Genomic DNA, 23670 nt, shown 5'->3' with positions numbered 1-23670 from the left:
AGCCGGCCACCGATGTCGACCGTTCCGCCAGGACTACGCACCGTGGCCCCGGGTCTACCCTCGGATGATGGAGGGCCGCGTCCTGGTGGTCGAGGACGACTTCTCGATCCGGGAGGTCGCCGCCCTCGGACTGCGCCGCGCCGGCTTCCGGGTCGACACGGCCGTCGACGGGCGGCAGGCCCTGGCGACCTTCCGCGCTCGCCCGGTCGACCTCATCGTGCTCGACATCATGCTCCCGGGCCTGGACGGTCTCGAGGTCTGCCGGGAGATCCGGCGGACCAGCCAGGTGCCGATCCTGATGCTGACCGCGCGCACCGACACCATCGACGTGGTGGTCGGGCTGGAGTGCGGCGCGGACGACTACCTGCGCAAACCCTTCGACCTGCCCGAGCTGGTGGCCCGGGTCCGCTCGGTGCTGCGCCGGGTGAGCGTGCCGCCCCCGTCGACAGTCATCGAGGTCGGCAGCCTGGAGATCGACCCCGACGGTTTCGTGGTGCGCCGGCACGGCCGGGAGGTGACGCTCACCGCCACCGAGTTCCGCCTGTTGCTGGAGCTGGCCCGCCGACCCGGCCAGGTCTTCACCCGGGAGCTGCTGCTGGACCTGGTCTGGAACCACGACTTCCTCGGCGACTCCCGACTTGTCGACGTGGCGGTACAGCGGCTCCGCGCGAAGATCGAGGACGACCCGGCGCAGCCACGGCTGATCCGGACCGTACGCAGCGCCGGCTACAAACTGTCGACGGCCTGACGGGGGTGGGCGATGGCCGGACGCGCGGTGCTCTCCGGCCGCCTGCGGCGCCGGCTGACGATCGCGTTCGTCCTGGTCGCCGGCGTCTCAGCCGGTCTGCTCGCCGGCGGGACCGGGCTGCTGCTGCGGCAGTCCTGGTTGGACGCCTCGCTGCACGAGGCCGCCGCCGACGCCCGCTACCAGCTCGTGCTCGCTGGTCAGTTCCTGCCGCTGACCGAGCAGCGCAGCACCGAACTGCTCACCAGCTTCGAGGCCAGCGGTCGGCACGTGCTGCTCGTCGACGGCCCGGCCCGTGCCTCGCACCCCGCGTACGACCCGGTGCTGGGCACCCGGTTGCGGGCCGTCGTCGCGGACGGGCGGCTCGGTTACCAGCGCTCCGCGCCGACGGAACGTCCTCGGCTGCTGGTGGTCGGCGGGCGCATTCCGGGCTCGACCGCCGAGCTGTACGTGCTGACCGTGGAGGACGACGTCGCCACCGACCTGGGTCAGCTGCGCACCGCGCTGGTGGCCGGCTGGGTGCTCGTGGTGGTGCTCGCCGCCGGGGTGGGTCACGCGTTGGCCCGCCGCACGTTGGAGCCGGTGGGCCGGGCCAGCCGGGCCGCCCGAGCGCTCACCGAGGGGTTGCTCACCACCCGTCTGCCGGTACGCGGGCACGACGAGTTCAGCGTCTGGGCGGCGACGTTCAACGAGATGGCCGAGGCCCTGGAGTCGAAGATCGCGGCGCTGTCCGCCGCGCAGGCCCGCGAGCGGCGGTTCACCGCCGACGTCGCACATGAGCTGCGTACCCCGGTGACCGCGTTGGTGGCCGCGGCGTCGCTGCTGCGCGAGCACCTCGACCGGTTGCCCGACGACGCCCGGCCGGCGGCGCGGCTGCTTGTCGACGACGTGGTCCGGCTGCGCCGGCTGGTCGAGGACCTGATGGAGATCTCCCGGCTGGACGCCGGGCGGGAGCAGTTGACCGTCGGGCCCGTCGACGCGGTGGCGCTGCTGCACGGCATCGTCGCGGCGCGCGGCTGGTCGACGCGGGTGCGGGTCACCGGTGACCCGGTCACGGTGCGCACCGACGGGCGTCGGCTGGAGCGCGTGCTGGCCAACCTGGTAGCCAACGCGGTGGAGCACGGCGGTGGCGAGATCACGGCGCGGGTGGCCGGCGCGGGCGACCTTGTCGTCTTCGAGGTCACCGACCAGGGCCCCGGCATCCCGGCCGAGCATCTTCCCCGCGTGTTCGACAGGTTTCACCAGGTCGACCCGGCGCGCTCCGCGCCGGGCAGTGGGCTCGGGCTGGCCATCGCGCGGGAGCACACCAACCTGCTCGGCGGCGCGCTCGGCGTGCGCAGCGAACCGGGCGAGGGCACCCGGTTCCGGCTGGAGCTGCCCGCCGACGGTCCCGTCGGCGCGCAGCCAGGGGTGCCGCGCCCGGACGACCGTGCCGACCCGGGGCGGGTCGGGCGTACCGCCGGCACGGCGGGCGGTGTGGGATGAGCGGCTGCGGTGCGGTGCGGCTGGGCGTACCGGTGCTCGTCGCGACGCTCCTGCTCGCCGGCTGCGGCACTCCCCGCTCCGGTGACCTCGGCCCGGCGCCCACCGCGTCGCCGCCGAGCGCCGCGCCCACCTACCGTCCGGCACCCGCCCCGACCCCGACAGTGGGGCCGAGACCACCACCCACCCAGCGGACACCGGGCCCATCGAAGGCGGCGTCCACCGGCACGCGCCGGGCCGAGGTGGTGACCATCGAGCTGTGGTACGTCCGCGCCGGGCTACTCGTGCCGACCCGGCGCACCCGGCCGGCCACTGTCGCGACGTCCCGGCTGGCGCTCAACGAACTGGCCGACGGGCCGACGGCGGCGGAGGCCGCCACCGGGATGAGCACCCTGCTTCCGGCCGGCGTCGAGGTGACGCGCATCGCCGACGGCGTGGCGACGCTGCGGGTGCCGCCCGGTGGCGACGCGGTCACCCGGCGGCTGCGCGAGGCGCAGGTGGTGTGGACGCTTACCCAGTTCCCCAGCGTGCGTCAGGTCCGCCTCGACGGCGCGGCCCCGGTCGATCGGACGGCCTACGCGGACCTGCTGCCACCGATCGTGGTCGTAGGTCCGATTCCCGGCGAGCGCGTCTCCGCCCCGCTCGTCGTCACCGGCACCGCCGACGTGTTCGAGGCCACGGTGAGCGTGCGCGTGCTTGACGCCGCCGGCCGGGAGCTGGCCGCCGGTTTCGGCACTGCCAGTTGCGGCAGCGGCTGCCGGGGTGGCTACCGGGTCGTGGTCGGCTGGCACACCGCCCGGGAGCAGCGGGGCACTGTCGAGGTGTACGAGGTGTCCGCCCACGACGGCACCCGGATCAACACGATGGCCGTGCCGGTGCTCCTCGCGCCCGGCGGCTGAGCACCGAGTTCACCCGCCGGACCCTCGCCCGAAACGCAATCGTTTCCATGACTCGGTGCGACGCAACTCACGAAAACCTGCACCTTCACCATTTCAGAACTACTGTCGGTACGACATCGTTTCGCGGGGGGGCACAGGATGCTTGGTGGTCAGCAGGTAGGAGCGGGTGCCGGGGTGCCGGCCGCCCGGGTCCCCCGCTGCACCGACAGCGACCTGTTCGGCGTGGTCATCGACCTGCTGGGCGAGATGGGCTTCGACCGGATGACAATCGACGCCGTCGCCGCCCGCGCCCACGTCAGCAAGGCCACCATCTACCGACGCTGGGACGGCAAGGCGGAGCTCGTCGTCGCCGCCCTGCGCGATCGGCACGTCGGTGTGCACAACCCGCCCGACACCGGCAGCCTGCGCGGTGACCTGATCGAGCTGCTGCGGGCCACGGCCGCCATCTGCGTGGCCGACTGCGACCTGATGCAGGCGCTGACCTTCGCCATGCGGACCAACCCCGAGCTGGAACGTCTGGTCCGTCACCAGGTGCTGCCGGCCGGGCGGGTGGCCAGCACCGCCATCCTGGTCCGCGCCGCCGCCCGTGGGGAGATCCCTCCCGAGGCCGGCGAACGGGAGTTGTTCCACGACCTCGCGCCGGCCCTCACCATGTCCCGCCTCGTCGCGCACGGCCTGCCCGCCGACGACGCGTTCCTCATCCAGGTCGTCGACCAGGTGCTGATCCCGGTACTCCGCTACCAGCCCGACCGCCCGACCCAGGCCTGATCCCACCGACATCCGCAACACGGAAGGCTTCACCATGCCCGGAACCACCTCGACCGCACCTGGCGCACCCGGCGCCGGGACGTCGACAAGCGCGCCGCACCCGCGGCGCTGGATCGCGCTTGCGGTCATCGCGGTGTCACAGCTGATGGTCGTCCTGGACGCCACAATCGTGAACATCGCACTGCCGCAGGCACAGGCTGACCTGGGCATCACGGACGCGAACCGACAGTGGGTGATCACCGCCTACACGCTGGCCTTCGGCGGGTTGCTGCTGCTCGGCGGCCGGATCGCCGACTACTGGGGCCGCAAGCGCACGTTCATCGTCGGCATGGTCGGCTTCGCGCTGGCGTCCGCGCTGGGCGGCCTGGCCACCACCGGTGGGATGCTCTTCGCCGCCCGCGCGTTGCAGGGCGCCTTCGGTGCGCTGCTTGCCCCGGCCGCGTTGGCGCTGCTCACCGTGCTGTTCACCGAGGCCACCGAGCGGGCCAAGGCCTTCGCCGTGTACGGCGCGATCGCCGGCGGCGGCTCGGCTGTCGGTCTGCTGCTCGGCGGGGTGCTCACCGAGTACGCCGACTGGCGCTGGTGCCTGTTGGTGAACATCCCGGTCGCCGCCATCGCCATCGCGTTCGCGCTTCCGCTGGTGCCGGAGAGCCGGGCACACGGCAACACCCGCTACGACGTGCCCGGCGCGATCGTGGTGACCGCCGGCCTGGTCTCCCTGGTGTACGGCTTCACCAAGGCCGCCGAGGACGGCTGGGACGCCACCGCGACGCTCGGTTTCATCGCCGCGGGCGTGGTGCTGCTCGCCGCCTTCGTGGTGATCGAGCTGCGCTCCAGCCACCCGCTGCTGCCGCTGCGGATCCTGCTGGACCGTAACCGGGGTGGGGCGTTCCTCACCTCGACGCTGATCGGCGCCGGCCTGTTCGGGGCGTTCCTGTTCCTGACCTTCTACTTCCAGGTGGTACTGCAGTACAAGCCCCTGGAAGCCGGTCTCGCGTCGCTGCCGGTCACCGCCGGTGTGCTGATCGCCGCGGGTGGCGCCAGCCAGCTGATGCCGCGACTGGGTGCCAAGCCGCTGATGGTCGCCGGTGCCGCGCTCGCCGCCCTGGGCATGCTGGTGCTCACCCAGATCGACGCGGACACCTCGTTCCTCACCCACCTGCTGCCCGCCCAGGTGATCCTGGGCCTGGGGCTGGGCTTCACCTTCGTCCCGCTGTCCAGCCTCGCCCTGGTCGGGGTGCCGGAGCACGACGCCGGCGCGGCAAGCGCGACGCTCAACGCCACCCAGCAGATCGGTGGCTCGCTGGGCACCGCGCTGCTGAACACCTTCTACACCAGCGCGGTCGCCGCCTACCTGGTCGGCCGGGCACCGAACCCGGTCACCCAGGTCGAGGCGCTGGTGCACGGTTACCGGGTGGCCTTCGCCTGGGGTGCGGCGCTGATCGTGCTCGCCGGCCTGGCCACAGTGGTCCTGGTCAAGGTGCGCAAGGAGGACGTACCGACCGGCACCACAGTGCACATGGGCTGAGCTGACCGGCGTGGCCGCCGGCCGGACCCTCCGAGCGTGGAGTGGACCGGTCGGCGGACACGTCGGGTAGCGTCCCGACAAACGTCGAGAATCCGGTTAAGGAGATCCATGTCGACCCCTGCTGACCACGTCATCACGGCTCTGCGCGCGGGCCACGAGGAGCTCGCCGCGCTCGTGCGGGACCTCAAGGACGACGACCTGCTCCGGCCGTCGGGGGCCAGCGAGTGGCAGGTGTCCCAGGTGCTGAGCCACCTCGGCAGCGGCGCCGAGATCAACCTGGCGACGCTGGACGCCGCCCGCACCGGCAAGCCCGGCCCGGACGGGGACTTCAACCGCGGCGTCTGGGCGCGCTGGGACGCGATGCCCCCGGCCGAGCACGCCGCCGGGTTCCTCGCCGCCAACCAGCGGCTGGTCGAGGCGTACGAGTCGCTGGACGCCGAGACCCGGGCCACGCTGCGGATCGATCTCGGCTTCCTGCCGGAGCCGGTCGACGTGGCCACCGCGGCCCGGTTCCGGCTCAGCGAGTTCGCCCTGCACCAGTGGGACACCGAGGTGGCGTTCAACCCGTTCGCGGCGGTCACGCCGGACGCGGTGACGCTGCTGCTCGACCAGGTCGGCGGCATGCTGGGCTGGACCAGCCGCCCGCAGGAGCTGGGCGGGCGGGAGGCGACCCTGCTGGTCCGGCTGCACGCGCCCGATCGGACGTTCGGGCTGCGGCTGGGCGAGAAGGTCGAGGTCGTCGACGCGCCGGAGCGTCCCGACGGGGAGCTGGCGGCCCCGGCCGAGGCGTGGCTGCGGCTGGCCACCGGACGGTTGGGCCGCGAACACACCCCCGAAGGGGTGGAGGTGACCGGCCCGGTCAGCCTCGACGACCTGCGCCGGGTCTTCGTCGGCTTCTGAGACGCCTGCCGCGCGGGTCGGTGACCCGACCCGCGCGGCTGCTCAACCCTTCACGCAAACCACCTGCTTGAGGTGCGCCACCACCTCGACCAGGTCCTCCTGCTGGGACATCACCTCGGTGATGTCCTTGTACGCGCCGGGGATCTCGTCGACCACCCCGGCGTCCTTACGGCATTCCACCCCGGCGGTCTGGGTGGCCAGGTCCGCCGTGCTGAACGTCCGCTTCGCCTGCGCCCGCGACATCCGCCGCCCGGCCCCGTGCGAGGCCGAGCAGTACGCGTCCGGATTACCCCGACCCCGCACGATGTACGACCCGGTGCCCATCGACCCGGGGATGATGCCCAGGTCGCCCCGGCCGGCCCGGATCGCGCCCTTGCGGGTGACAAGCACCTCCACCCCGTCGTAGCTCTCCTCGGAGACGTAGTTGTGGTGGCAGCTGATCGGCTCGTCGTAGGAGACCTGCGGGAAGTGCTCGCGCACCACACCGCAGAGCAGGGCCACCATGACGGCCCGGTTGCGCCGGGCGTACTCCTGCGCCCACCACAGGTCCCGCCGGTACGCGTCCATCTCCGGCGTGCCCGCGAGGAACACGGCCAGGTCCCGGTCGGGCAGGTCGGCGTTGTGCGGGAGACGCCGGGCCACAGCGATGTGCCGTTCGGCCAGCTCCTTGCCGATGTTGCGGGACCCGGAGTGCAGCATCAGCCAGACCCGGCCCTCGTCGGCGCCGCCCTGCTCCAGGCAGACCTCGATGAAGTGGTTGCCGCCGCCGAGGGTGCCGAGCTGCCGCTGCGCCCGGGTCTCCAGCTGCGCCACCCGGCGGTCCAGCCCGGCGAACCGGCCCCAGAAGTCGTCCCAGCCGCGCTGCTCCAGGCCCCGGATCCGACGCGGGTCGACGGCCCGGTCCCGCTGTGCGAAGCCGACCGGGATGGTGGCCTCGATCGCGGAGCGCAGCCCGGCCAGGTCGTCCGGCAGGTCAGCGGCGGTCAGCGAGGTACGAACCGCCGACATGCCGCAGCCGATGTCGACGCCGACCGCCGCCGGTGAGACGGCCTGCCGCATCGCGATCACCGAACCGACGGTGGCGCCCTTGCCGAAGTGCACGTCGGGCATGACGGCGACGCCCTGCACCCAGGGCAGCGCGCCGATGTTGCGCAGTTGCTTGGCGGCCTGCGGCTCGATGGCGTACGGGTCGGTCCAGACCCGGACGGGTGCCCGGGTACCGGCCAGCGGGGTGAATCCCACTGTGGTCTCCTTCTGTCGTGCGATGACCGCAAGGTGGTGTCCGGCGGCGGTACGGGGATACGAAACGGCCGCCCGATCCCGGTGGGATGGGCGGCCGGCGGACGCGTCAGCGCCCGCGTCAGTCGCGCCACCCCGGCTCGTTGCACCGCAACGGTTGATAGGCACAGGTCGTGGTGGTGCCGAGCAGCGCCGCGCCGGCAGCGGGCAGCCACCGCGCGGCAGCGGTGCGGGTGCGTCGTGGCACGGCGTACTCCCTTCGGGGTGTGCTCGGTCGACCTTGTGCCGCCGAGAGTAGGAGGACCGCGGCGTGTCCGCAATGGATATCGCCGTTACCGGCCGCCGACCCGGCGGGCGACCGCGAGCAGGTACTCCTTGCGATCCAGCGGGTTGCTGTCCCACCGGGCCCGGACCGGGGCGGGGCCGCGCACCGGCCGGTAGTTGTCGAACTCGGTCTCCAACACGCCCTCGCCCCGGGTCAGCGCGGGCAGGCGACGCTCCAACGTGTGCACCAGGGCCGCCGGAATCTCGCCCGAGACCAGGTACGACGTTCCCCGCACCTCGGTGTCGGTCGGCACCGCGTCCAGTCGGGTGAGCGCCGGCAGCAGCGTGCCGAGGACGTCACCTGGCACCTCCAGCCGGAAGCGGTGCACCGGCTCGTGGACCCGCGTGCCGGCCCGGGTGAGCGCGGCCATCAACACCAGTGGGGTCAGGTTACGGAAATCCCCTGCGGTGCTGGACATGCTCTTGTCGAAGCTGCCGTGCGAATGGCTCTGCCGCGCCCAGTAGCCGGCGTGGGTCATCGTCACCTCGCAGTCCGGAACCTCCCACCCGTGCGGACCCTGGCGCAGGGTCCGTCGCACGGACTCCTCCACGGCGGCGAAGAAGGCGGGTGGCATCGAACCCAGCTCGACGCCGAGTCGGAAACGCACACCGGCGCCGGTCGGCGCTGGCGCGATCCGCAACCCGACGGTGGCCAGGAAGGGGTTGGGCGCCACCGCGATCACCTCGACCGCCGCACCGACGCCGCACACCCGCTCCACGTGCACCGTTGTGGTTTCCCGGAACGTCACCCGCACGCCGAAGTCGTCAGCGAGGGTGGCCTGGATGACCTCCTTCTGCACCTCGCCGTAGAGCGACACGCTGATCTCGTGCTGCCTGTCGTTCTGCCGCAGGTTGATCAGCGGGTCCTGTTCGGCGAGCTGGGTCAACGCCGCGTGGAGGTTGACCCGGTCGACGGGGCGCTCCGGCACCACCACCGTCTCCAGCGTGGGTGGCGGGAAGTGGCGGTCCGCGCCGGCACGTTCCGGGGGTACGCCGACCGGGTCGCCGATCCGCGCGTGCGTCAGACCCCACAGTCGGGCGATGTGGCCGGCACCGACCGACGACGCCACCACGTCGGCCCCCAGGGTGGCCACCCGTATCGCCGTGACAAGCGCGGCGTCGGCCGTACCGACGCGGACCCGGTCGCGGACCCGGAGGGTGCCGGCGAAGAGCCGGACCAGGGCGATCCGCTCCCCCGCCGGGCCCCGTTCGATGGCGAACACGGTGCCGGAGACCGGGGCGTCGACGTCACCCTGAACGGTCGGCAGCAGTTCGGTGATCCCGGCGATCAGCGCGTCCACGCCGGCGCCGGTGATCGCCGAGCCGGCGTACACGGGCTGCACCAGTGCCCCGCCGGTCCACGTCGCCAACGCCCGGCGCAGGCGCGGGTACGGCACCGACGACGTGTCCGCCACCCAGTCGGCGAGCAGCGCGTCGTCCGGCCCGGCGAGCACGTCGAGCAGCCGTTCGGTGAAGGCCGCGTCGGCGGGGCCGTACGGCGAGCAGTGGGCGGCCCGAGTCCCCGGCATCGCCACCGAGCCCATCGCCACCGCGGCCGGGGTGAGCTTCTCCGCGATGGCCCGTACGACCCGATCGGGGTCCGCCCCGGCCCGGTCGACCTTGTTGACGAAGATCAGCGTCGGGATGCGCAGCCGGCGCAGGGTGCGCATCAGCACCCGGGTCTGCGGCTGTATCCCCTCCACCGCGGAGATCACCAGCACCGCGCCGTCGAGCACCCCGAGCACCCGCTCGACCTCGGCGATGAAGTCCGGGTGGCCGGGGGTGTCGATCAGGTTGACTGTCACGTCGTCACGCACGAAGGAGACGACGGCCGAGCGGATGGTGATCCCGCGTCGCCGCTCCAGAGCCAGGGAATCGGTGCGGGTGCTGCCCGCGTCGACACTGCCGAGCTGGTCGGTCACGCCGACAGCGTGCAACAGGCGTTCGGTCAGGCTGGTCTTACCGGCATCGACGTGGGCCAGGATGCCGAGGTTCAGGGTTTTCACGCAGCGTCAGGTCCTTCAGGTAGGCGACAGGTCCCCTCTGGTCGGACATCGACGCAGCGCGCATTGGTGCTCCCTTGGGCTTGGTGGCGGTCTCCGGTAGTCCAACAGGCCGGCGCGGACCGGGCAACCGATTTGCCCGGCACTCCCGTTCACCTGCTGTCCGACTCCGCGACGTCGTGTGCTCACCTGACGCGGCTAGGTTCGCGCGGACACTTCCGGCCCCTGTTCAGGGAGAACCACGATCACCGCCACCTGGCCGTCGCACCACGCCGGCACCGTCGTCGCCGCAGCGAACCCATCCCGGGTGGACGCGGATCGGGAGACGAGCGACACCCGGCCCGGCTGGGCGGTGGCGAGTTGGGTGATCCCCGCGCTTGTCGCGCTGCTGCTGGGCCGGTGGCGCCTGACCGGTCCGGCGCTCTGGGCCGACGAGCTGGCCACCTGGGGCGCGGTCCGGTTGAGTTGGTCGCAACTGTGGCAACTCGCCGGTTCGGTGGACGCGGTGCTGACCCCCTACTACGCCCTGATGAAGGGGTACGTCACGGTGGCCGGCACCTCCACTGCCGCGTTGCGGCTGCCCTCGGTCGCCGCCTGCACCGTCGCCACGGTGGTGGTGAGCGCGCTCGGGCGTCGACTCGGCGGCGCCGGGACCGGTCTGCTGGCCGGGCTGCTCTTCGCAATCCTGCCTGTCACGTCGCGCTACGCCCAGGAGGCCCGGTCCTACGCGCTGGTGATCCTCGGTGCCGCAGTCGCCCTGTGGTACCTGATCCGGCTGCTGGCCGAGCCCACGCGCGGTCACCTCGCCGGGTACGCCACCGCCGTCGGCGTGGTGGGGTCGCTGCATCCGCTCAATGGTCTCCTGATGCTCGCGGGTCACACCGTCGCGGTCGGCTGGTGCCAGCTTTCCCGCCGGGCCGAGGGCCGGCAGGTTCTGCGCGGGTGGTCGGCGGCGGCCGGCATCGGCCTACTGCCGGCGCTCGCGCTGTCGATCTGGGGACGGGGACAGACCGCCCAGGTGTCCTGGATCGCGCTCGTCGACCTGAGTGCCCTCCAGGCGTTCCCGGAACGGCTCTTCCACTCCGCGGCCGTCGGTGGGCTCGTCCTCGTCCTCGCGGTTCTGGGCGTGCGCCGCGACCCGGCGTACGTCTGCCTGGCCGGCGCGGCGTTCGTGCCGATGGCGCTGCTGTTGCTCGCCGGCACCCAGGTGCACGTCTGGGTGGCCCGCTACGCGCTGGTCGTGCTGCCGGCGCTGGCCGTCCTCGCGGCGTCGGCAGTGGTCCGCGCCGGGCGGTCGCCGGCCATCGCCGCGGTCGGCCTCGCGGCCGTCCTGGCCTTTCCCGCACAGGTCGCCATTCGCGCCCACGCCGGCCACAGCCAGGACTCGTACCGCATCGCATCGGTCATCGGTCCCCGCTACCAACCGGGCGATGTCGTGGTGTTTCCGGACAGCCACCCGAGCATCCCCTGGTCACCGCGGGACATCTACGAGCGCTACCTGCCCGTCCCCCGCCCCCCGGACGTGCTGCGCGTCGCCCCGCAGCGCAGCGACGGCAGGTTCCTGGCCACCGAGTGTCCGAACGCCACCTGCCTGGGCACCCCGCCGCGCATCTGGGTCGTCGGGGCCGACCCCTCGGCCGACCCCCTTGACGACATGACGCCCGGCAAGCGGCAGCGGATCAGCGCCGGCTACCGGGAGACGCAGCGGTGGCGGTACCCGCTGCTGAGCATCACCCTCCTGGAGCGCACGAGGTGAGAGCCGGCGAGTCGGCAGCACCACCGCGCCGCGCGCGCACGGGGGACCGGGACCGGTCGGCTTCGGCTCCGCCACCACCGGCCGGTGCCGAGGTGACGGAGCCGAAGGACCGACCTCCGGTCGTGCCGGCCGATGAGGCGGGGCGGCAGACCGGCTGCTCCGATCGGGTCGGGGCGATCACCGGGCCGGGCGCTACTACGCCTGTGGCACCAGCCGGAACGACTGCGCCGCGGTGCCGTTGCAGGCGTACTGGATGAGTTGGACGCTGTCGGCCGTGGACGCTCCGGGCACGTCGAGGCACTTGCCGCTGGCCCGGTTGACCAGGCGGTAGTAGCCGCCGCCCTCCGGTTCGGCACGCCACTGCTGGTTGGTGCCGCCGCTGTAGGACCAGAGCTGGATCGGCGCCGAGTCGGCGGTCGACCGGTCGGTCACGTCGAGCACCTGGGCGCTGTTGTTGCGGTTGTTGACCCGCAGGTAGCCGCCGCTGGTCGGCACGAACTGGTACTGCTGGGCCGCGCTGCTGTTGCACGTGTACTGCTGGATGGCGGTGCCGTTCGCGCTGGCCGCGGCGCGGGCGTCCACGCACTTGCCGTTGCCCCGGTTGACAACGGTGTGCCAGGCGGTCGGCGAGATCGTGCCGTCGGACGGCGGGGGCGTGGTCGGGGGGACGGTGCCGACGCCAGCCAACCAGTGCAGCCCGTCGATAAGCAGCTGGTTCTGCTGCGGACTGTCGAACGTCGACGACAGTCCGGTGTTGGTGCTGTAGTTCATCGCGTTGTGACCGAAGTTGGCGTAGAGCATCTTGTACTGCCGGTTGCTCCAGACCAGCGGGTAGTAGCCGCCGTACCAGGACTGGTTGGGGTCGGTGCCGACCGGAAAGCTGGACGGGTCGACCGAGGCGAGGATGTCGATGTTCGGGTTCTGCCGCAGGTCGTTGCTCCAGGAGTACCACTCGCTTATCGACGAGGGGAACGTCGCGGGCAGGTTGCGGGTGGCCGGGTGGGTGCGGTTGTCGGCGCGCATGGTGACCCGGGTCGGCCCCCAGGTGTTCGTCTGGAACGAGCCGGTGCCGAGGAAGGTGTTGTAGTACCAGCTCCAGCTGGACGGGTTGTCGGTCCAGGCACTCACGTGGAAGCCCAGCCACGCCCCGCCGTTCTGCATGTACTGCTGGAACGCGGCGCGCTGCGCGGTGGGCGGCGCGTCGTCCAGGAACATGACGACCTTGTACTGGGCCAGGTTCGCGGTGTTCAGCAGACCCCAGTTGTTTGTGGCCTCCCAGGAGAAGCCGTACTGGTTGGCGGCCTGCGGGAACCACGCCCGGGCGTCCTTGACGAAGTCGATGTGCGCGGCGTCCCAGGTGCCGTTGTAGAAGGCCAGCACCTTGAACGTCGGCGCGGCCTGCGCGGAGCGCGAGGCGGTGACCGCGACGCCGGCGGTCAGCCCGACGACGAGGGCGACGAACAACGACAGGATCCGTCTGGTACGGGTGGAGAGTTCTGCGATCACCTGATCGTCCCTTCGCTGGGGGACGCGCGCCGCCGCGTCGAGGTAAATCTGTTCACATTGTTTACAGATAGACGAAAGGTTATTCCTCTGACCTGATCACGTCAATCACGGATCGACCTTTCGGGTGGGATTCCTGCGGTAGGGGGTACCCCGGCCCGGTGACCAGTCCGGACGCCGTCGACGTCGACCAGCCCCTCGCCATCGACGTGCCCGCCGCGCCGCACGACGCCAGCGGCGAGCGGGTGCCGACCCGCGACCTGGCCGGCCTCGCGCCGCCGGCCCGGCCCGCCCGCCGCTGGACCCCCGTCCGGGTGGTGGCCACCCCGGCCGCGCTCGAGCACCCGCACGGACAACGGATCGTCGAACGGGTGCAGGCGCTGGGCATCGAGGTGGAAAACCTGCGATCCAACCGGCTCACCGGGGTACGCGGGCAGACCGACCGGGAGACGTACGCGCGGGCCAAGGCGACAATGGCGATCGTGGTGAGCCCACCCTCGCGGCGCACCCTGCAACCGATCGCGCCCAGCGCCGACTGGCGGGTCGACCTGGCCGAGGGCTGCCCGGCGCACTGCCAGTACTGCTACCTCGCCGGTTCGCTGTCCGGCCCGCCGGTGACCCGGGTGTACGCGGACCTCGACGACATCCTGACCGGGCTGACCGGGTACGCCGGGCGCGGGACGGTGACCAGCCGCAACGCGCGACGCGCCGACGAGGGCACCACCTTCGAGGCGTCCTGCTACACCGACCCCCTCGCGTTGGAGCACCTCACCGGCAGTTGGCAGCGGGCGGTGCAACACTTCGCCGCCTGGGACGCGCCGGTGCAGTTGCGCTGGACCACCAAGTACGCGGACGTGGACAGCTTCGTCGGCCTACCGCACGCCGGCCGAACCCGGGTCCGATTCAGCGTCAACTGCGCCCCGGTAAGCGTTCGGTTCGAGGGCGGCACCGCCCGGGTGCCGGACCGGCTCGCCGCCCTGCGCCGGCTCGCGCTCGACGGCTACCCGGTGGGGCTGACCATCGCGCCGATCATCGCGCTGCCCGACTGGCGGGACCGCTACGGCGAATTGCTCGACCAGGTCCGCGCGGCGGTCGACGGGGTGCCGGACCTGGACCTGACCGCCGAGCTGATCACCCACCGGTTCACGCCGGGCAGCAAGGAGGTGCTGTTGGGCTGGTACCCGCGCACCCGGCTGGAGATGGACGAGGAGGCCCGCAGCCGTAAACACGGCAGGTTCGGCGCGGTGAAGTACGTCTACCCGCGCGAGACCATGGCCGAGCTGCGCGAATGGTTCACCGCCGAACTGGCCGCCCGCGTACCGACCTGCCGGATCCTCTACTGGACCTGACCCGCCGAGGATCAGCCGACCGACGAGCGGGCGACCGGAGCGGCGAAGAACGTGTCGGGGTACGGCTCGTCGCGCAGGCTGTAGTGCCACCACTCCCGGTCGTAGTTGACGAAACCGGCGTCGGTCATCAGCCGCCGCAACAACCGCCGGTTGTCCCGCGCCGTCGCGCTGACGCGGGGGTCGGCGGTGTGCGCCCGGGAGTCGAAACAGTCGAAGCCCGTCCCCATGTCGATGCTGTTGTCGGGGAAGCGCTGCCCTCGGGGTGCGGTGCAGGCGACAAGTGGCTGTCCGGGCCGGTACGCGGGCTGGCTGGCGGCGGGATCGTCCACAAGCGTCAGGTCGATGGTGCTGCCGCGACTGTGCGCCGTGGGCGCCCCGATGTAGCCGTCGGCGAAGAGCCGGTCCTTGGCCAGGTCCGGGTAGAACTCCGCCTTTGTCTGCTGCTCGCCGGGACGCTTCGACCAGGCGACGAAGTCGTCCACGGCGGGCTGCGGGCGGTAGCAGTCGTACACCTTGAGGCTGTGGCCGCCGGCCAGCGCGGCGTCCTGCACCCGGCGCAGCGCTTCGGCGGCCTGCCGGGTGAGCAGGCACAGCGGCTCCGGGTAGCCGCTGATCGGGCGGCCCACGAAGTTGTGCGCCGTGGCGTAGCGGATGTCGGCGTGGATGCGCGGGTCGAGGTCGGTGAGCACCACGAACCCGGGCAGCGGACTCGCGGCGGAGGTAACCGTGGTGGGGGTGGGGTTCACCGGCGTCGCCTGCGACGCGTCCGGGGCGGGGTGGGGCTCCGGCCGCGTGCAGCCGCCGAGCAGCGCGGCGGTTGCGAGCACGACGACGATCCGGTGACCCACACCTCCTGTCTATCAGCCGGGCCGGCACCACGGGCCGGATGCGCTCGTTCCGGGTCGGCCCCGCTCGGTGCGTGGCCCGGTCAGCCCCCGATCAGGTGTGCGCGCAGAAAGACAAGCGCCGCCTCGTCGTCGTCGATCCCGCCGGCCTCGTGGCCGTTGTAACGCCACACCGACAACTCGGTCGGCCCGGCGTGCGCGTTGACAGCGGCGTAGACCGTCGACGGCGGGACGATCTCGTCCATCAACGCCACCGAGTACCGCGCCGGGCGGCGGCAGCGCCTGGCGAAGTTGACACCGTCGACGTACGACAGGGTGGTCAGCACCCGCTCCTCGGCGCCACGGTGGATGGCCAGGTAGTCGCGGATCTCCCGGTAGGGACGGGCGGCGGTGGTCACCACCGCACGCGGGATGTCGCAGAGGAACGGCACGAACGCGACCACCGCCCGCACCCCGGGTGCCAACGCACCGGCCGCGAGCGCCAGCCCGCCACCCTGGCTGTGCCCGAGCACCGCGACCCGGGTCGGATCGACGAGCGGCAGGGTCCGGACGGCGTCCACCGCCCGGACCGCGTCGGTGATCAGCCGCCGGTAGTAGTACGTCTTCGGATCGGTGATGCCCCGGGTGGTGACGCCGGGTGCCTCCGGGCCGGCCGCGCCGAGGTCCGGGGTGTCGCCCCGGCTCCAGCCCGAGCCCTGCCCCCGGGTGTCCATCTGCAGGTGCGCGAACCCGGCCGCGGCCCAGAGCAGGTTCTCCAACGGGTGCCCGCGCCCGCCGCCGTAGCCGGCGAACTGGACCACCGTCGGCAACGCCGTGGCCGCACCGCGGGGCACCCGCAGCCAGGCCCGCACGGTCTGGCCGGCGAAACCCGCGAAGGTCACGTCGAACACATCGATGCTGTTGAGCGCGGTCGCCACCGGCTCGGTCCGCACCGGCCAGCCGGCACGCCGGGCCTCCGCCAGGGTGTCGGCCCAGAAATCGTCGAAGTCCGCCGGTTCCCCTACAACGCCACGGTAGTCACGCAACTGTTCCTCAGGTAGATCGGTGTACATGCGCCCCCGGTCCGACGAGTTTCCGGAAAGGTTCCGTAATTTCGCCGAACGCTAGAACCGACCTGGCATGTCGTCAACCCCCGTCGGTGAGGCAAGATGACGCGTGGAACGGGCACACCGTTCCGGGATCCTCGGTTGACGACGTCTCGTGGTCGTTCTTCCGGCTCGGTGAAGGAGACGCGGGTGGGCGCGGACGACGGACGCAGGGTGACCATCACCGCGATCGCACGGGAAGCCGGCGTGTCGGTGCCGACCGTGTCACGGGTGCTCAACGGTCGCTCCGATGTCGCCCCGGACACCCGGGAGCGAGTCGAGGAGTTGCTGCGCCACCACGGCTACCGGCGACGCACCAGCCGCAGCGTGCGACGCGCCGGCCTGGTCGACCTGGTCTTCAACGACCTGGACAGCCCCTGGGCCGTGGAAATCATCAGGGGCGTGGAGGATGTCGGGCACGGCGCGGGGGTCGGCACTGTGGTCTCCGCGATCCACCGGCAGCCCACCGCGGCCCGGCAGTGGTTGCAGAACCTGCGTACCCGGGCCACCGACGGCGTCATCTTCGTGACCTCGCACCTGAGCCCGCCGCTGCACGCGCAACTGCGCCGTCTCAACGTGCCGGTGGTGGTCGTCGACCCGTCCGGGGTGCCGGCCATGGACGTCCCGACGATCGGTGCCACCAACTGGGCCGGCGGGCTCGCCGCGACCGAGCACCTGCTCGCGATCGGGCACCGGCGCATCGGCCTGGTGGCGGGGCCGACCCACCTGCTGTGCAGCCGGGCGCGGCTCGACGGTTACCGGGCCGGGCTGGAGGGCGCCGGGGTGCCGATGGACGACGCGTTGATCTACCCGGGCGACTTCTACCACGCCTCCGGGTTCGCCGGCGCGACAGCGCTGCTCGACCTCGCCGACCCGCCCACCGGCATCTTCGCCACGAGCGACCAGATGGCCTTCGGCGTCTACGAGGCCATCCGGCGCCGCGGGCTGCGGGTGCCGGACGACGTGAGCGTCGTCGGCTTCGACGACCTGCCGGAGGCCCGCTGGGCATCGCCACCGCTGACCACAGTGCGGCAGCCGTTGGTCGAGATGGGACGGTTGGCGGCACGGACCGTCCTGCGCCTGGCCCAGGGCGAAGGCATCGACTCGCCACGGGTGGAACTCGCCACCGAACTCGTCGTCCGCGACAGCACCGCCCCACCGTCCGGCTCGCCCGGCTCGTCGTGAGGCCGGACCTGGGTCGGTAACCGGTTGGACCAGTTCCGATCCACCTCCGAAACGTTTCGGATCCGGCGGGGTCGGACCCTGGCGGGCGCGGTGAGCGGCCGAGGGTCGCCCACCGCGCCGGGCGTTCAGTGGTGGTGCGGCGAGCGGATGGCCTTGCGGATGGTCACCGGCAGCGCCGGCGGGCCGTCGACGGGTGCCGGGTCCTCGGCGGTCGGTGCCACTCCCCCGGCGGCGATCCGGTCCAGGGTGGCCAGGCCGGCCGCGTCGACCTCCCCAAAGATCGTGTAGTTGGGGCGCAGCGCGGAGTTGGCGTAGACCAGGAAGAACTGGCTGCCGTTGGTGTCCGGTCCGGCGTTCGCCATCGCGAGGACGCCCCGGGCGTACACCCGGCGTTCCCCGGTCGGGTCGGTGGGCGCGGGCGGCAGGTCGGTGGGCAGTTCGTCGCGGTACTGGTAGCCCGGGCCGCCCTCGCCGGTGCCGGACGGGTCACCGCACTGCAGCACGCTCAGCGTCGGATACGTGGTGAGCCGGTGGCACGGGGTGCGGTCGTAGAAGCGCTTGCCGACCAGGTGCAGGAAGCTCTGTACGGTGCACGGCGCGGCGGCCCGGTCCAGTGTCAACCCGATCGGCCCGTGGTTGGTCGCCAGGGTCACCCGGACGCTGCCCCGCGCCGGGGTGCGCCGCGGGTCGGGCGGCAGCGGCACCGGTCGGGCCGCCGGCTCGTCGGGGGTCTCGGTGTACGCGCACGGGCCGTGGGTGGTGCGCGGCGCTCGGGTGGCGGCGTCAGCGGCGGTGGACGTCTCGGCCGAAGCGCCCCCGGGGGCGGCTGGCGCGGCGACCGCACTGGCGGACGCCCCGACGACGAGCGCCCCGGCGAGTGCGGTCACCCCCGCCAGTCGGGACAGGGCGCGCACCGGCCGGCGGGGTGCCGCCCCGTCGGGGCGCGGTTCGAGTTCACTCGACACTGTGATCCTCCTGGACTCGTGGTGCCAGAAAGACCGGAGTCTATGGACGTCGACGTTCGATGTCGATCCTTCAGGGCAGTCGACGGCGACGGCGCCACAGCAGCCCGCCCAACAGCGCCAGCACCCCCGCGCCACTCACCGCGGCCACCGACCACAACCACCCCGAGCCGGTACGCGCCGGCCCACTGGCCGCCGCCGGCCGGGGCGCACCCGGCGCGGCCAGCGCGGACGGCGCCGCCGACGGCGTGGCGGTCAACTCCCCCGCTTCGACAAGCCGGCCCACTGCGGCGTCCCGGGGCAGCGTGAAGCCCCAGTCGAGCAGGGCCGCCCCCTGTTCCCAGCCGCGCAACGGCGCCGATTCGGCACCCAACAGGGTGACCACCAGCCGCCGTCCACCGCGTTCGGCCGCACCCACGTAGGTGTGCCGGGCCAGGTCGGTGAAGCCGGTCTTGCCGCCGAGCGCCCCCGGGTACCGGTAGATGAGTTGGTTCTCGTTCTGGATCTGGAAGCCCTTCGTGTGCTGCGCCGCCTGGGTGGGGATCTCCGTCTGCTCGGTGAGCGCGTACCGGCGGAAGGTCGGCTCGGCGAAACAGGCCCTGGCGATCAGCGCCAGGTCGTACGCGCTGGTGAACTGCCCCTTGCCGTCCAGCCCCGACGGGGTGACCGCGTGGGTCTGGAGTGCGCCGAGGTGGTGCGCGTGCTCGTTCATGGCGCGTACGCCGGCGGCGCTGTCCGTGCCGCTGCCGAGTCGGGCCAGCGCGTTGGCGGCCTCGTTGCCGGAGTTGAGCAGCAGACCCAGCCAGATGGTCTCGATGGTGTAGCGACCGCCCGCGACCAGCCCCACGGCCGAGGAGCCGGGCTCGATGTTCATGTCGTCCTCGGTGACGGTGACCGTCTGCTTCGGGTCCAACCGGGGCAACATGGTGGCCGCCAGCAGGAGCTTCTGCACGCTGGCCGGGGTGCCGTACTCGTGGGGGCCGCAACCGCCGAGCACCTGGCCGCTGTCCAGGTCGGCGACCAGCCACGACGTGGCGGTGATCGCCGGTGGCGCGGTGGCGTCGGCCGGCACGACCAGGCCGGCCGTGTCCAGGGCCGCGCCGCCGACCACCCGTTGCTCGGGCACTGCGGGAGGCGGTGAAGGGCGGGGCGGACGGGACATCGCCGGGGCCGGCGCCCGTGGGCAGCGCACGGTCGGCCCGGCGGACGCTCCCGCGGCGGCGACCGGCGCGGGAGCGAGCAGGATGGCGGACGCCGTGGCCGCCAGCAGCGCAGCTCTCATGTGCCCGACCCTAGTCAACAAGATCGGCCCGCGGGACGGGATGCGCGGGTCGGGTCAGTCCGCCTCGCCCCGACCGCGCAGGTAGTCGTGCAGCGCGCTGGTGCCCCGCAGCCGGCGCAGGCTGCGGAGGTGCAGGTCCTGCTCGCGGCGGGCAAGTTCGGCGCGGACCCGCTGAGGGCTACCTGTGGTCCGCAGTTCCCCCAGCACCGCCTCGATGATCTCGAACGGGTACGCGCCCCGGCGCAGCAGCGCGATGACCTGCGCGGCGCGTCGTTCCCCCTCGTCGTACACCCGGTAGTTGACGCCCGGGGTGCGGCCCGGCCGCAGCAGTCCGCGCTGCTCCCAGAGCCGCAGCTGGGAGGTTCGCACCCCGACCAGGGCGGCGACCTCACCGATGCGGGCGGCGTGGCGTGGTGCGGGCCGAGCCGCCGGTGCGCTGGCCAGCACGGTCTCGAAGGCGCCGAGCACCCGGCGGATCTCGGCGCGTTCCCGGTCCAGCTCGGCGTGGCCGGCGTCGAGCGCCGCGAGGGCTCCGGGCAGGTCACCGCGATGCACCGCGGCCATGATCTCCCGGGCGCGGGGCCAACCGTGCCCCTCGGCCAGCCGCCGCGCCACGACCAACGCCCGGGCGTGCTCGGTCGTGAAGATCCGGTAGCCGCTCGGGGTGCGCCGAGCCGGCGGAAGCACACCCTGCTCGACGTAGTTGCGCACCTGCTGCACGGAGATCCCGACGGTGGCCGCCAGGTCCACGGCGCGGAGCCGATCCTTCGGGGCGACGTCCACGGGGATCACCGTACCGCTTACCACGTGATTTGAGACTTTGCGGGAGGTCCCGCCCGGGTTATCAGGCCATATTCGACAAAAGTCTCTACGTGGTGATGAATGAGACAATGGAACCCGCCAGCATCGGCGGGGCGCGGTCCCGCCACGACTCCGTGAAGGGTTCGCATGTCGCAGCCAGCATGGTCCGACGCCGACAGCCACGACATGATCGAGGTACGCGGCGCGCGGGAGAACAACCTCGCAAGCGTCTCGGTCGACATCCCCAAGCGCCGCTTGACCGTCTTCACCGGCGTCTCCGGCTCGGGCAAGTCGTCACTTGTCTTCGGCACCATCGCCGCCGAGTCCCAGCGCATGATCAACGAGACCTACAGCGCGTTCCTCCAGTCGTTCATGCCGAACCTCAGCCGACCGGACGTCGACTCGCTGCGCAACCTCAGCGCGGCCATCGTCGTCGACCAGGAGCGGATGGGCGTCAACTCCCGCTCCACAGTCGGCACCGCCACCGACGCGTACGCGATGCTGCGAATCCTCTTCAGCCGGCTCGGCCAGCCGTCCATCGGCGGCGCCGGGGCGTTCAGCTTCAACCTGCCCGAGGGCATGTGCCCCACCTGTGAGGGGTTGGGCCGCGTCTCCGACCTCGACATCAGCGAGTTGGTCGACGTCGAGCGCTCACTCAACGACGGCGCGATCACCGCGCCGAACTTCGCGGTCGGCTCCTGGTACTGGCAGACCATCGTCGGCTCCGGGCTGTTCGACCCGGACGTCAAACTGCAGGACTTCACCCCGCAGCAGTGGGACGACTTCCTCCACAAGCCGGCCACGAAGATCAAGGTGGGCAGCAACACCTGGACGTACGAGGGGCTGGCGGTCAAGGTCAAGCGGCTCCTGCTGTCCAAGGACCGCGAGTCGATGCAACAGCACATCCGCGCCTTCGTCGACCGGGCGGTCACCTTCACGACCTGCGGCGACTGCGGTGGCACCCGACTCAACGCGGCGGCCCGGTCGTCGCGGATCGCCGGGCACACCATCGCCGACTGCTCGGCGATGCAGATCAGCGACCTGGCCGCGTTCGTCCGGGGCATCGACGACCCGGGAGCCGCGCCACTGATCGCCAACCTGCGGGACCTGCTGGACTCCCTCGTCGAGATCGGGTTGGGCTACCTCAGCCTGGACCGGGAGTCGGCCACCCTCTCCGGCGGTGAGGCGCAACGGGTCAAGATGGTCCGGCACCTCGGCTCCAGCCTGTCCGACGTCACGTACGTCTTCGACGAACCCACAGTCGGCCTGCACCCGCACGACATCGCCCGGATGAACGACCTGCTGCTGCGACTGCGCGACAAGGGCAACACGGTACTCGTGGTCGAGCACAAGCCGGAGACCATCGCGATCGCCGACCACGTTGTCGACCTCGGGCCGGGGGCCGGCACCGACGGCGGCCGGATCTGCTTCACCGGCGACGTGTCAGCGTTGCGTCGCTCCGACACCCTCACCGGCCGGCACCTGGACCACCGGGTGACAGTGCGCGACCAGGTACGCCCACCGACCGGGCAGCTCGCCATCCGCCAGGCCGACCTGCACAACCTGCGCGACGTGGACGTGGACATCCCGCTCGGCGTACTCACCGTGGTCACCGGCGTGGCCGGCTCGGGCAAGAGCTCACTGGTCCACGGGTCGCTGCGCGGCCGGTCCGGGGTGGTCATCGTGGACCAGTCCCCCATTCGCGGGTCCCGGCGCAGCAACCCGGCCACCTACAGCGGGCTGCTCGACCCGATCCGCACCGCCTTCGCCAAGGCCAACGGAGTCAAGGCGGCCCTGTTCAGCGCCAACTCCGAGGGCGCCTGCCCGGCCTGCAAGGGGATCGGGCTGATCTACACGGACCTGGCGATGATGGCCGGCGTCGCCAGCGTCTGCGAACGATGCGAGGGGCGACGCTTCACCGACGAGGTGCTCACGTACACGCTGCGCGGCAAGAACATCAGCGAGGTGCTGGCCATGTCGGTCACCGAGGCGTACGCCTTCTTCCCGCACCCCATCCTCAACCGGCTGGTCGACGTCGGGCTGGGCTACCTCAGCCTCGGCCAGCCGTTGACGACCCTGTCCGGCGGGGAACGGCAACGACTCAAGCTCGCCATCCACCTGGCGGAGAAGACCACCACGTACGTGCTCGACGAGCCGACCACCGGCCTGCACCTCGCCGACGTGGACCAACTGTTGGCACTGCTCGACCGGATGGTCGACGCCGGCAACACGGTGATCGTCATCGAGCACCACCAGGCGGTCATGGCCCACGCGGACTGGCTCATCGACCTGGGCCCGGGCGCCGGGCACGACGGCGGCCGGATCGTCTTCACCGGCACCCCCGCCGACCTGGTCGCCCACGGTGACACCCTCACCGCCACCCACCTACGCGAGTACGTCAGCGAGCCGGCAACGATCGACAAGGGGTGACACCGGCGCGTGCGGTGCGCCGGCCCGGGAGAGGCGTCGGCCTGTCACTCAGGTGACGTGCCGTAGCCAGCGCCGCTGCCACGGGGTCTCGATCGCCTTCGGGTGGTAGCCCGCCCGGACCCACGGCACCGCCCGCTCGACCGGGAGACCGTCGAGGATCGCCAACGCCGCCAGGGCCGTACCGGTGCGACCCACCCCACCCCGGCAGGCCACCTCGACGCGTTCGCCGTCGTGCGCCAGCCGAAGCGCCTCCCGCAGGGCATCGAGGGCGTCGGCGCGATCGAGCGGAACCCAGAAGTCGGGCCACCGGATCCGCCGATGCGCCCAGGCCGGCACCGGGCCGGGCGCCAACAGCACGGCGAAGTCGGCGGGCGAGGTCACCGCGGCGATCCGGCGGCCACGCACCATGGCCCCACTGGGGAGTACGAGGACGCCCGACTGCTCGGACCACGGCTGATCGTCAGTCACCCGGACATTGTGCCGCCGCTTTGCGGGTACAGACAGCGCCGCCCCCGGCCTCGTGGGCCGGGGGCGGCGCTGGTGTCGGTGTGCAGGTCGCCTCTCGGCGAGTGGCACGACGCGGC

Annotated in this window: 20 protein-coding genes; 10 read left to right on the top strand and 10 right to left on the bottom strand. The window is 72.2% G+C overall.

Annotated features, from left to right (window positions below; translation table 11 throughout):
* Positions 1-67 precede the first annotated feature (67 nt).
* From AB0B86_RS31320 to AB0B86_RS31295, 6 genes are all read left to right on the top strand, one after another.
* Positions 68-748 (top strand): response regulator transcription factor, encoded by a 681-nt coding sequence (locus tag AB0B86_RS31320; protein WP_357406117.1) that lies wholly within the window; start codon positions 68-70, stop codon positions 746-748.
* 12 nt (positions 749-760) lie between these two features.
* Entirely contained in the window at positions 761-2230 is a 1470-nt protein-coding gene (locus AB0B86_RS31315) for a HAMP domain-containing sensor histidine kinase (RefSeq protein WP_357406115.1), read from the top strand.
* Positions 2227-3126: a Gmad2 immunoglobulin-like domain-containing protein gene (locus AB0B86_RS31310; RefSeq protein ID WP_357406113.1), complete on the top strand. Its 900-nt coding sequence runs from the start codon at positions 2227-2229 to the stop codon at positions 3124-3126. The genes AB0B86_RS31315 and AB0B86_RS31310 overlap by 4 nt, the downstream gene beginning before the upstream one ends.
* A 138-nt stretch (positions 3127-3264) precedes the next feature.
* Positions 3265-3894: a TetR/AcrR family transcriptional regulator gene (locus AB0B86_RS31305; protein WP_357406111.1), complete on the top strand. Its 630-nt coding sequence runs from the start codon at positions 3265-3267 to the stop codon at positions 3892-3894.
* 34 nt (positions 3895-3928) lie between these two features.
* Positions 3929-5422 carry a DHA2 family efflux MFS transporter permease subunit gene (locus tag AB0B86_RS31300; RefSeq protein WP_357406109.1) on the top strand — a complete coding sequence of 498 codons (1494 nt, stop codon included), beginning with the start codon at positions 3929-3931 and terminating at the stop codon, positions 5420-5422.
* Between the two features lie 108 nt (positions 5423-5530).
* Positions 5531-6322 carry a maleylpyruvate isomerase family mycothiol-dependent enzyme gene (locus AB0B86_RS31295; protein WP_357406107.1) on the top strand — a complete coding sequence of 264 codons (792 nt, stop codon included), beginning with the start codon at positions 5531-5533 and terminating at the stop codon, positions 6320-6322.
* Positions 6323-6364: 42 nt separating this feature from the next.
* On the opposite strand, the gene AB0B86_RS31290 is transcribed toward AB0B86_RS31295, so the two are convergent.
* The 3 genes from AB0B86_RS31290 to AB0B86_RS31280 form a co-directional block, all read right to left on the bottom strand.
* Positions 6365-7564 (bottom strand): RtcB family protein, encoded by a 1200-nt coding sequence (locus AB0B86_RS31290; protein WP_357406105.1) that lies wholly within the window; start codon positions 7562-7564, stop codon positions 6365-6367.
* 118 nt (positions 7565-7682) lie between these two features.
* Positions 7683-7808, bottom strand: a complete 126-nt coding sequence (locus AB0B86_RS31285; RefSeq protein WP_357406103.1) for a hypothetical protein — start codon at positions 7806-7808, stop codon at positions 7683-7685.
* Positions 7809-7893: 85 nt separating this feature from the next.
* Entirely contained in the window at positions 7894-9891 is a 1998-nt protein-coding gene (locus AB0B86_RS31280) for a translation factor GTPase family protein (protein WP_357406101.1), read from the bottom strand.
* 304 nt (positions 9892-10195) lie between these two features.
* Here AB0B86_RS31280 and AB0B86_RS31275 point away from each other — a divergent pair, with 304 nt between their 5' ends.
* Positions 10196-11644 (top strand): glycosyltransferase family 39 protein, encoded by a 1449-nt coding sequence (locus tag AB0B86_RS31275; protein WP_357406099.1) that lies wholly within the window; start codon positions 10196-10198, stop codon positions 11642-11644.
* Positions 11645-11839: 195 nt separating this feature from the next.
* Here the strand turns inward: AB0B86_RS31275 and AB0B86_RS31270 are convergent, their stop codons facing one another.
* Positions 11840-13150, bottom strand: a complete 1311-nt coding sequence (locus tag AB0B86_RS31270; protein WP_357420325.1) for an RICIN domain-containing protein — start codon at positions 13148-13150, stop codon at positions 11840-11842.
* Positions 13151-13308: 158 nt separating this feature from the next.
* Here AB0B86_RS31270 and AB0B86_RS31265 point away from each other — a divergent pair, with 158 nt between their 5' ends.
* The gene (locus tag AB0B86_RS31265) at positions 13309-14496 is read left to right on the top strand and encodes a spore photoproduct lyase family protein (protein WP_357420322.1); all 1188 of its coding nucleotides are present in this window, start codon (positions 13309-13311) and stop codon (positions 14494-14496) included.
* A gap of 11 nt (positions 14497-14507) precedes the next feature.
* Here AB0B86_RS31265 and AB0B86_RS31260 read toward each other — a convergent pair whose 3' ends face one another.
* Together AB0B86_RS31260 and AB0B86_RS31255 are read right to left on the bottom strand one after the other, a co-directional pair.
* Complete coding sequence (locus AB0B86_RS31260) at positions 14508-15344, bottom strand: M15 family metallopeptidase (protein ID WP_357420320.1); 837 nt, start codon at positions 15342-15344, stop codon at positions 14508-14510.
* A gap of 80 nt (positions 15345-15424) precedes the next feature.
* Positions 15425-16393 carry an acetylxylan esterase gene (locus tag AB0B86_RS31255; RefSeq protein WP_357413549.1) on the bottom strand — a complete coding sequence of 323 codons (969 nt, stop codon included), beginning with the start codon at positions 16391-16393 and terminating at the stop codon, positions 15425-15427.
* 183 nt (positions 16394-16576) lie between these two features.
* On the opposite strand from AB0B86_RS31255, the gene AB0B86_RS31250 reads away from it, so the two are divergent.
* Positions 16577-17611 carry a LacI family DNA-binding transcriptional regulator gene (locus tag AB0B86_RS31250; RefSeq protein ID WP_357413551.1) on the top strand — a complete coding sequence of 345 codons (1035 nt, stop codon included), beginning with the start codon at positions 16577-16579 and terminating at the stop codon, positions 17609-17611.
* 125 nt (positions 17612-17736) lie between these two features.
* Here the strand turns inward: AB0B86_RS31250 and AB0B86_RS31245 are convergent, their stop codons facing one another.
* From AB0B86_RS31245 to AB0B86_RS31235, 3 genes are all read right to left on the bottom strand, one after another.
* On the bottom strand, positions 17737-18576 hold the full coding sequence (locus AB0B86_RS31245) for a peptidylprolyl isomerase (protein ID WP_357413553.1): 840 nt from the start codon (positions 18574-18576) through the stop codon (positions 17737-17739).
* Positions 18577-18646: 70 nt separating this feature from the next.
* Positions 18647-19855, bottom strand: coding sequence for a D-alanyl-D-alanine carboxypeptidase (locus tag AB0B86_RS31240; protein ID WP_357413555.1), 1209 nt, complete (start codon positions 19853-19855; stop codon positions 18647-18649).
* A 54-nt stretch (positions 19856-19909) separates the two neighbouring features.
* Positions 19910-20638: a MerR family DNA-binding transcriptional regulator gene (locus tag AB0B86_RS31235; protein WP_357413557.1), complete on the bottom strand. Its 729-nt coding sequence runs from the start codon at positions 20636-20638 to the stop codon at positions 19910-19912.
* A gap of 165 nt (positions 20639-20803) precedes the next feature.
* Between AB0B86_RS31235 and AB0B86_RS31230 the strand changes: the two genes are divergently transcribed.
* Entirely contained in the window at positions 20804-23086 is a 2283-nt protein-coding gene (locus tag AB0B86_RS31230) for an excinuclease ABC subunit UvrA (RefSeq protein ID WP_357413559.1), read from the top strand.
* Positions 23087-23134: 48 nt separating this feature from the next.
* Here AB0B86_RS31230 and AB0B86_RS31225 read toward each other — a convergent pair whose 3' ends face one another.
* Positions 23135-23554: a protein-tyrosine phosphatase family protein gene (locus AB0B86_RS31225; protein WP_357420317.1), complete on the bottom strand. Its 420-nt coding sequence runs from the start codon at positions 23552-23554 to the stop codon at positions 23135-23137.
* Positions 23555-23670: the final 116 nt, after the last annotated feature.

The organism is Micromonospora sp. NPDC049047, assembly GCF_040649135.1.
Classification (GTDB): Bacteria; Actinomycetota; Actinomycetes; order Mycobacteriales; family Micromonosporaceae; genus Micromonospora.
Note: the sequence above shows the minus strand (reverse complement) of the source record. Positions and strands in the feature narration are given on the sequence as shown.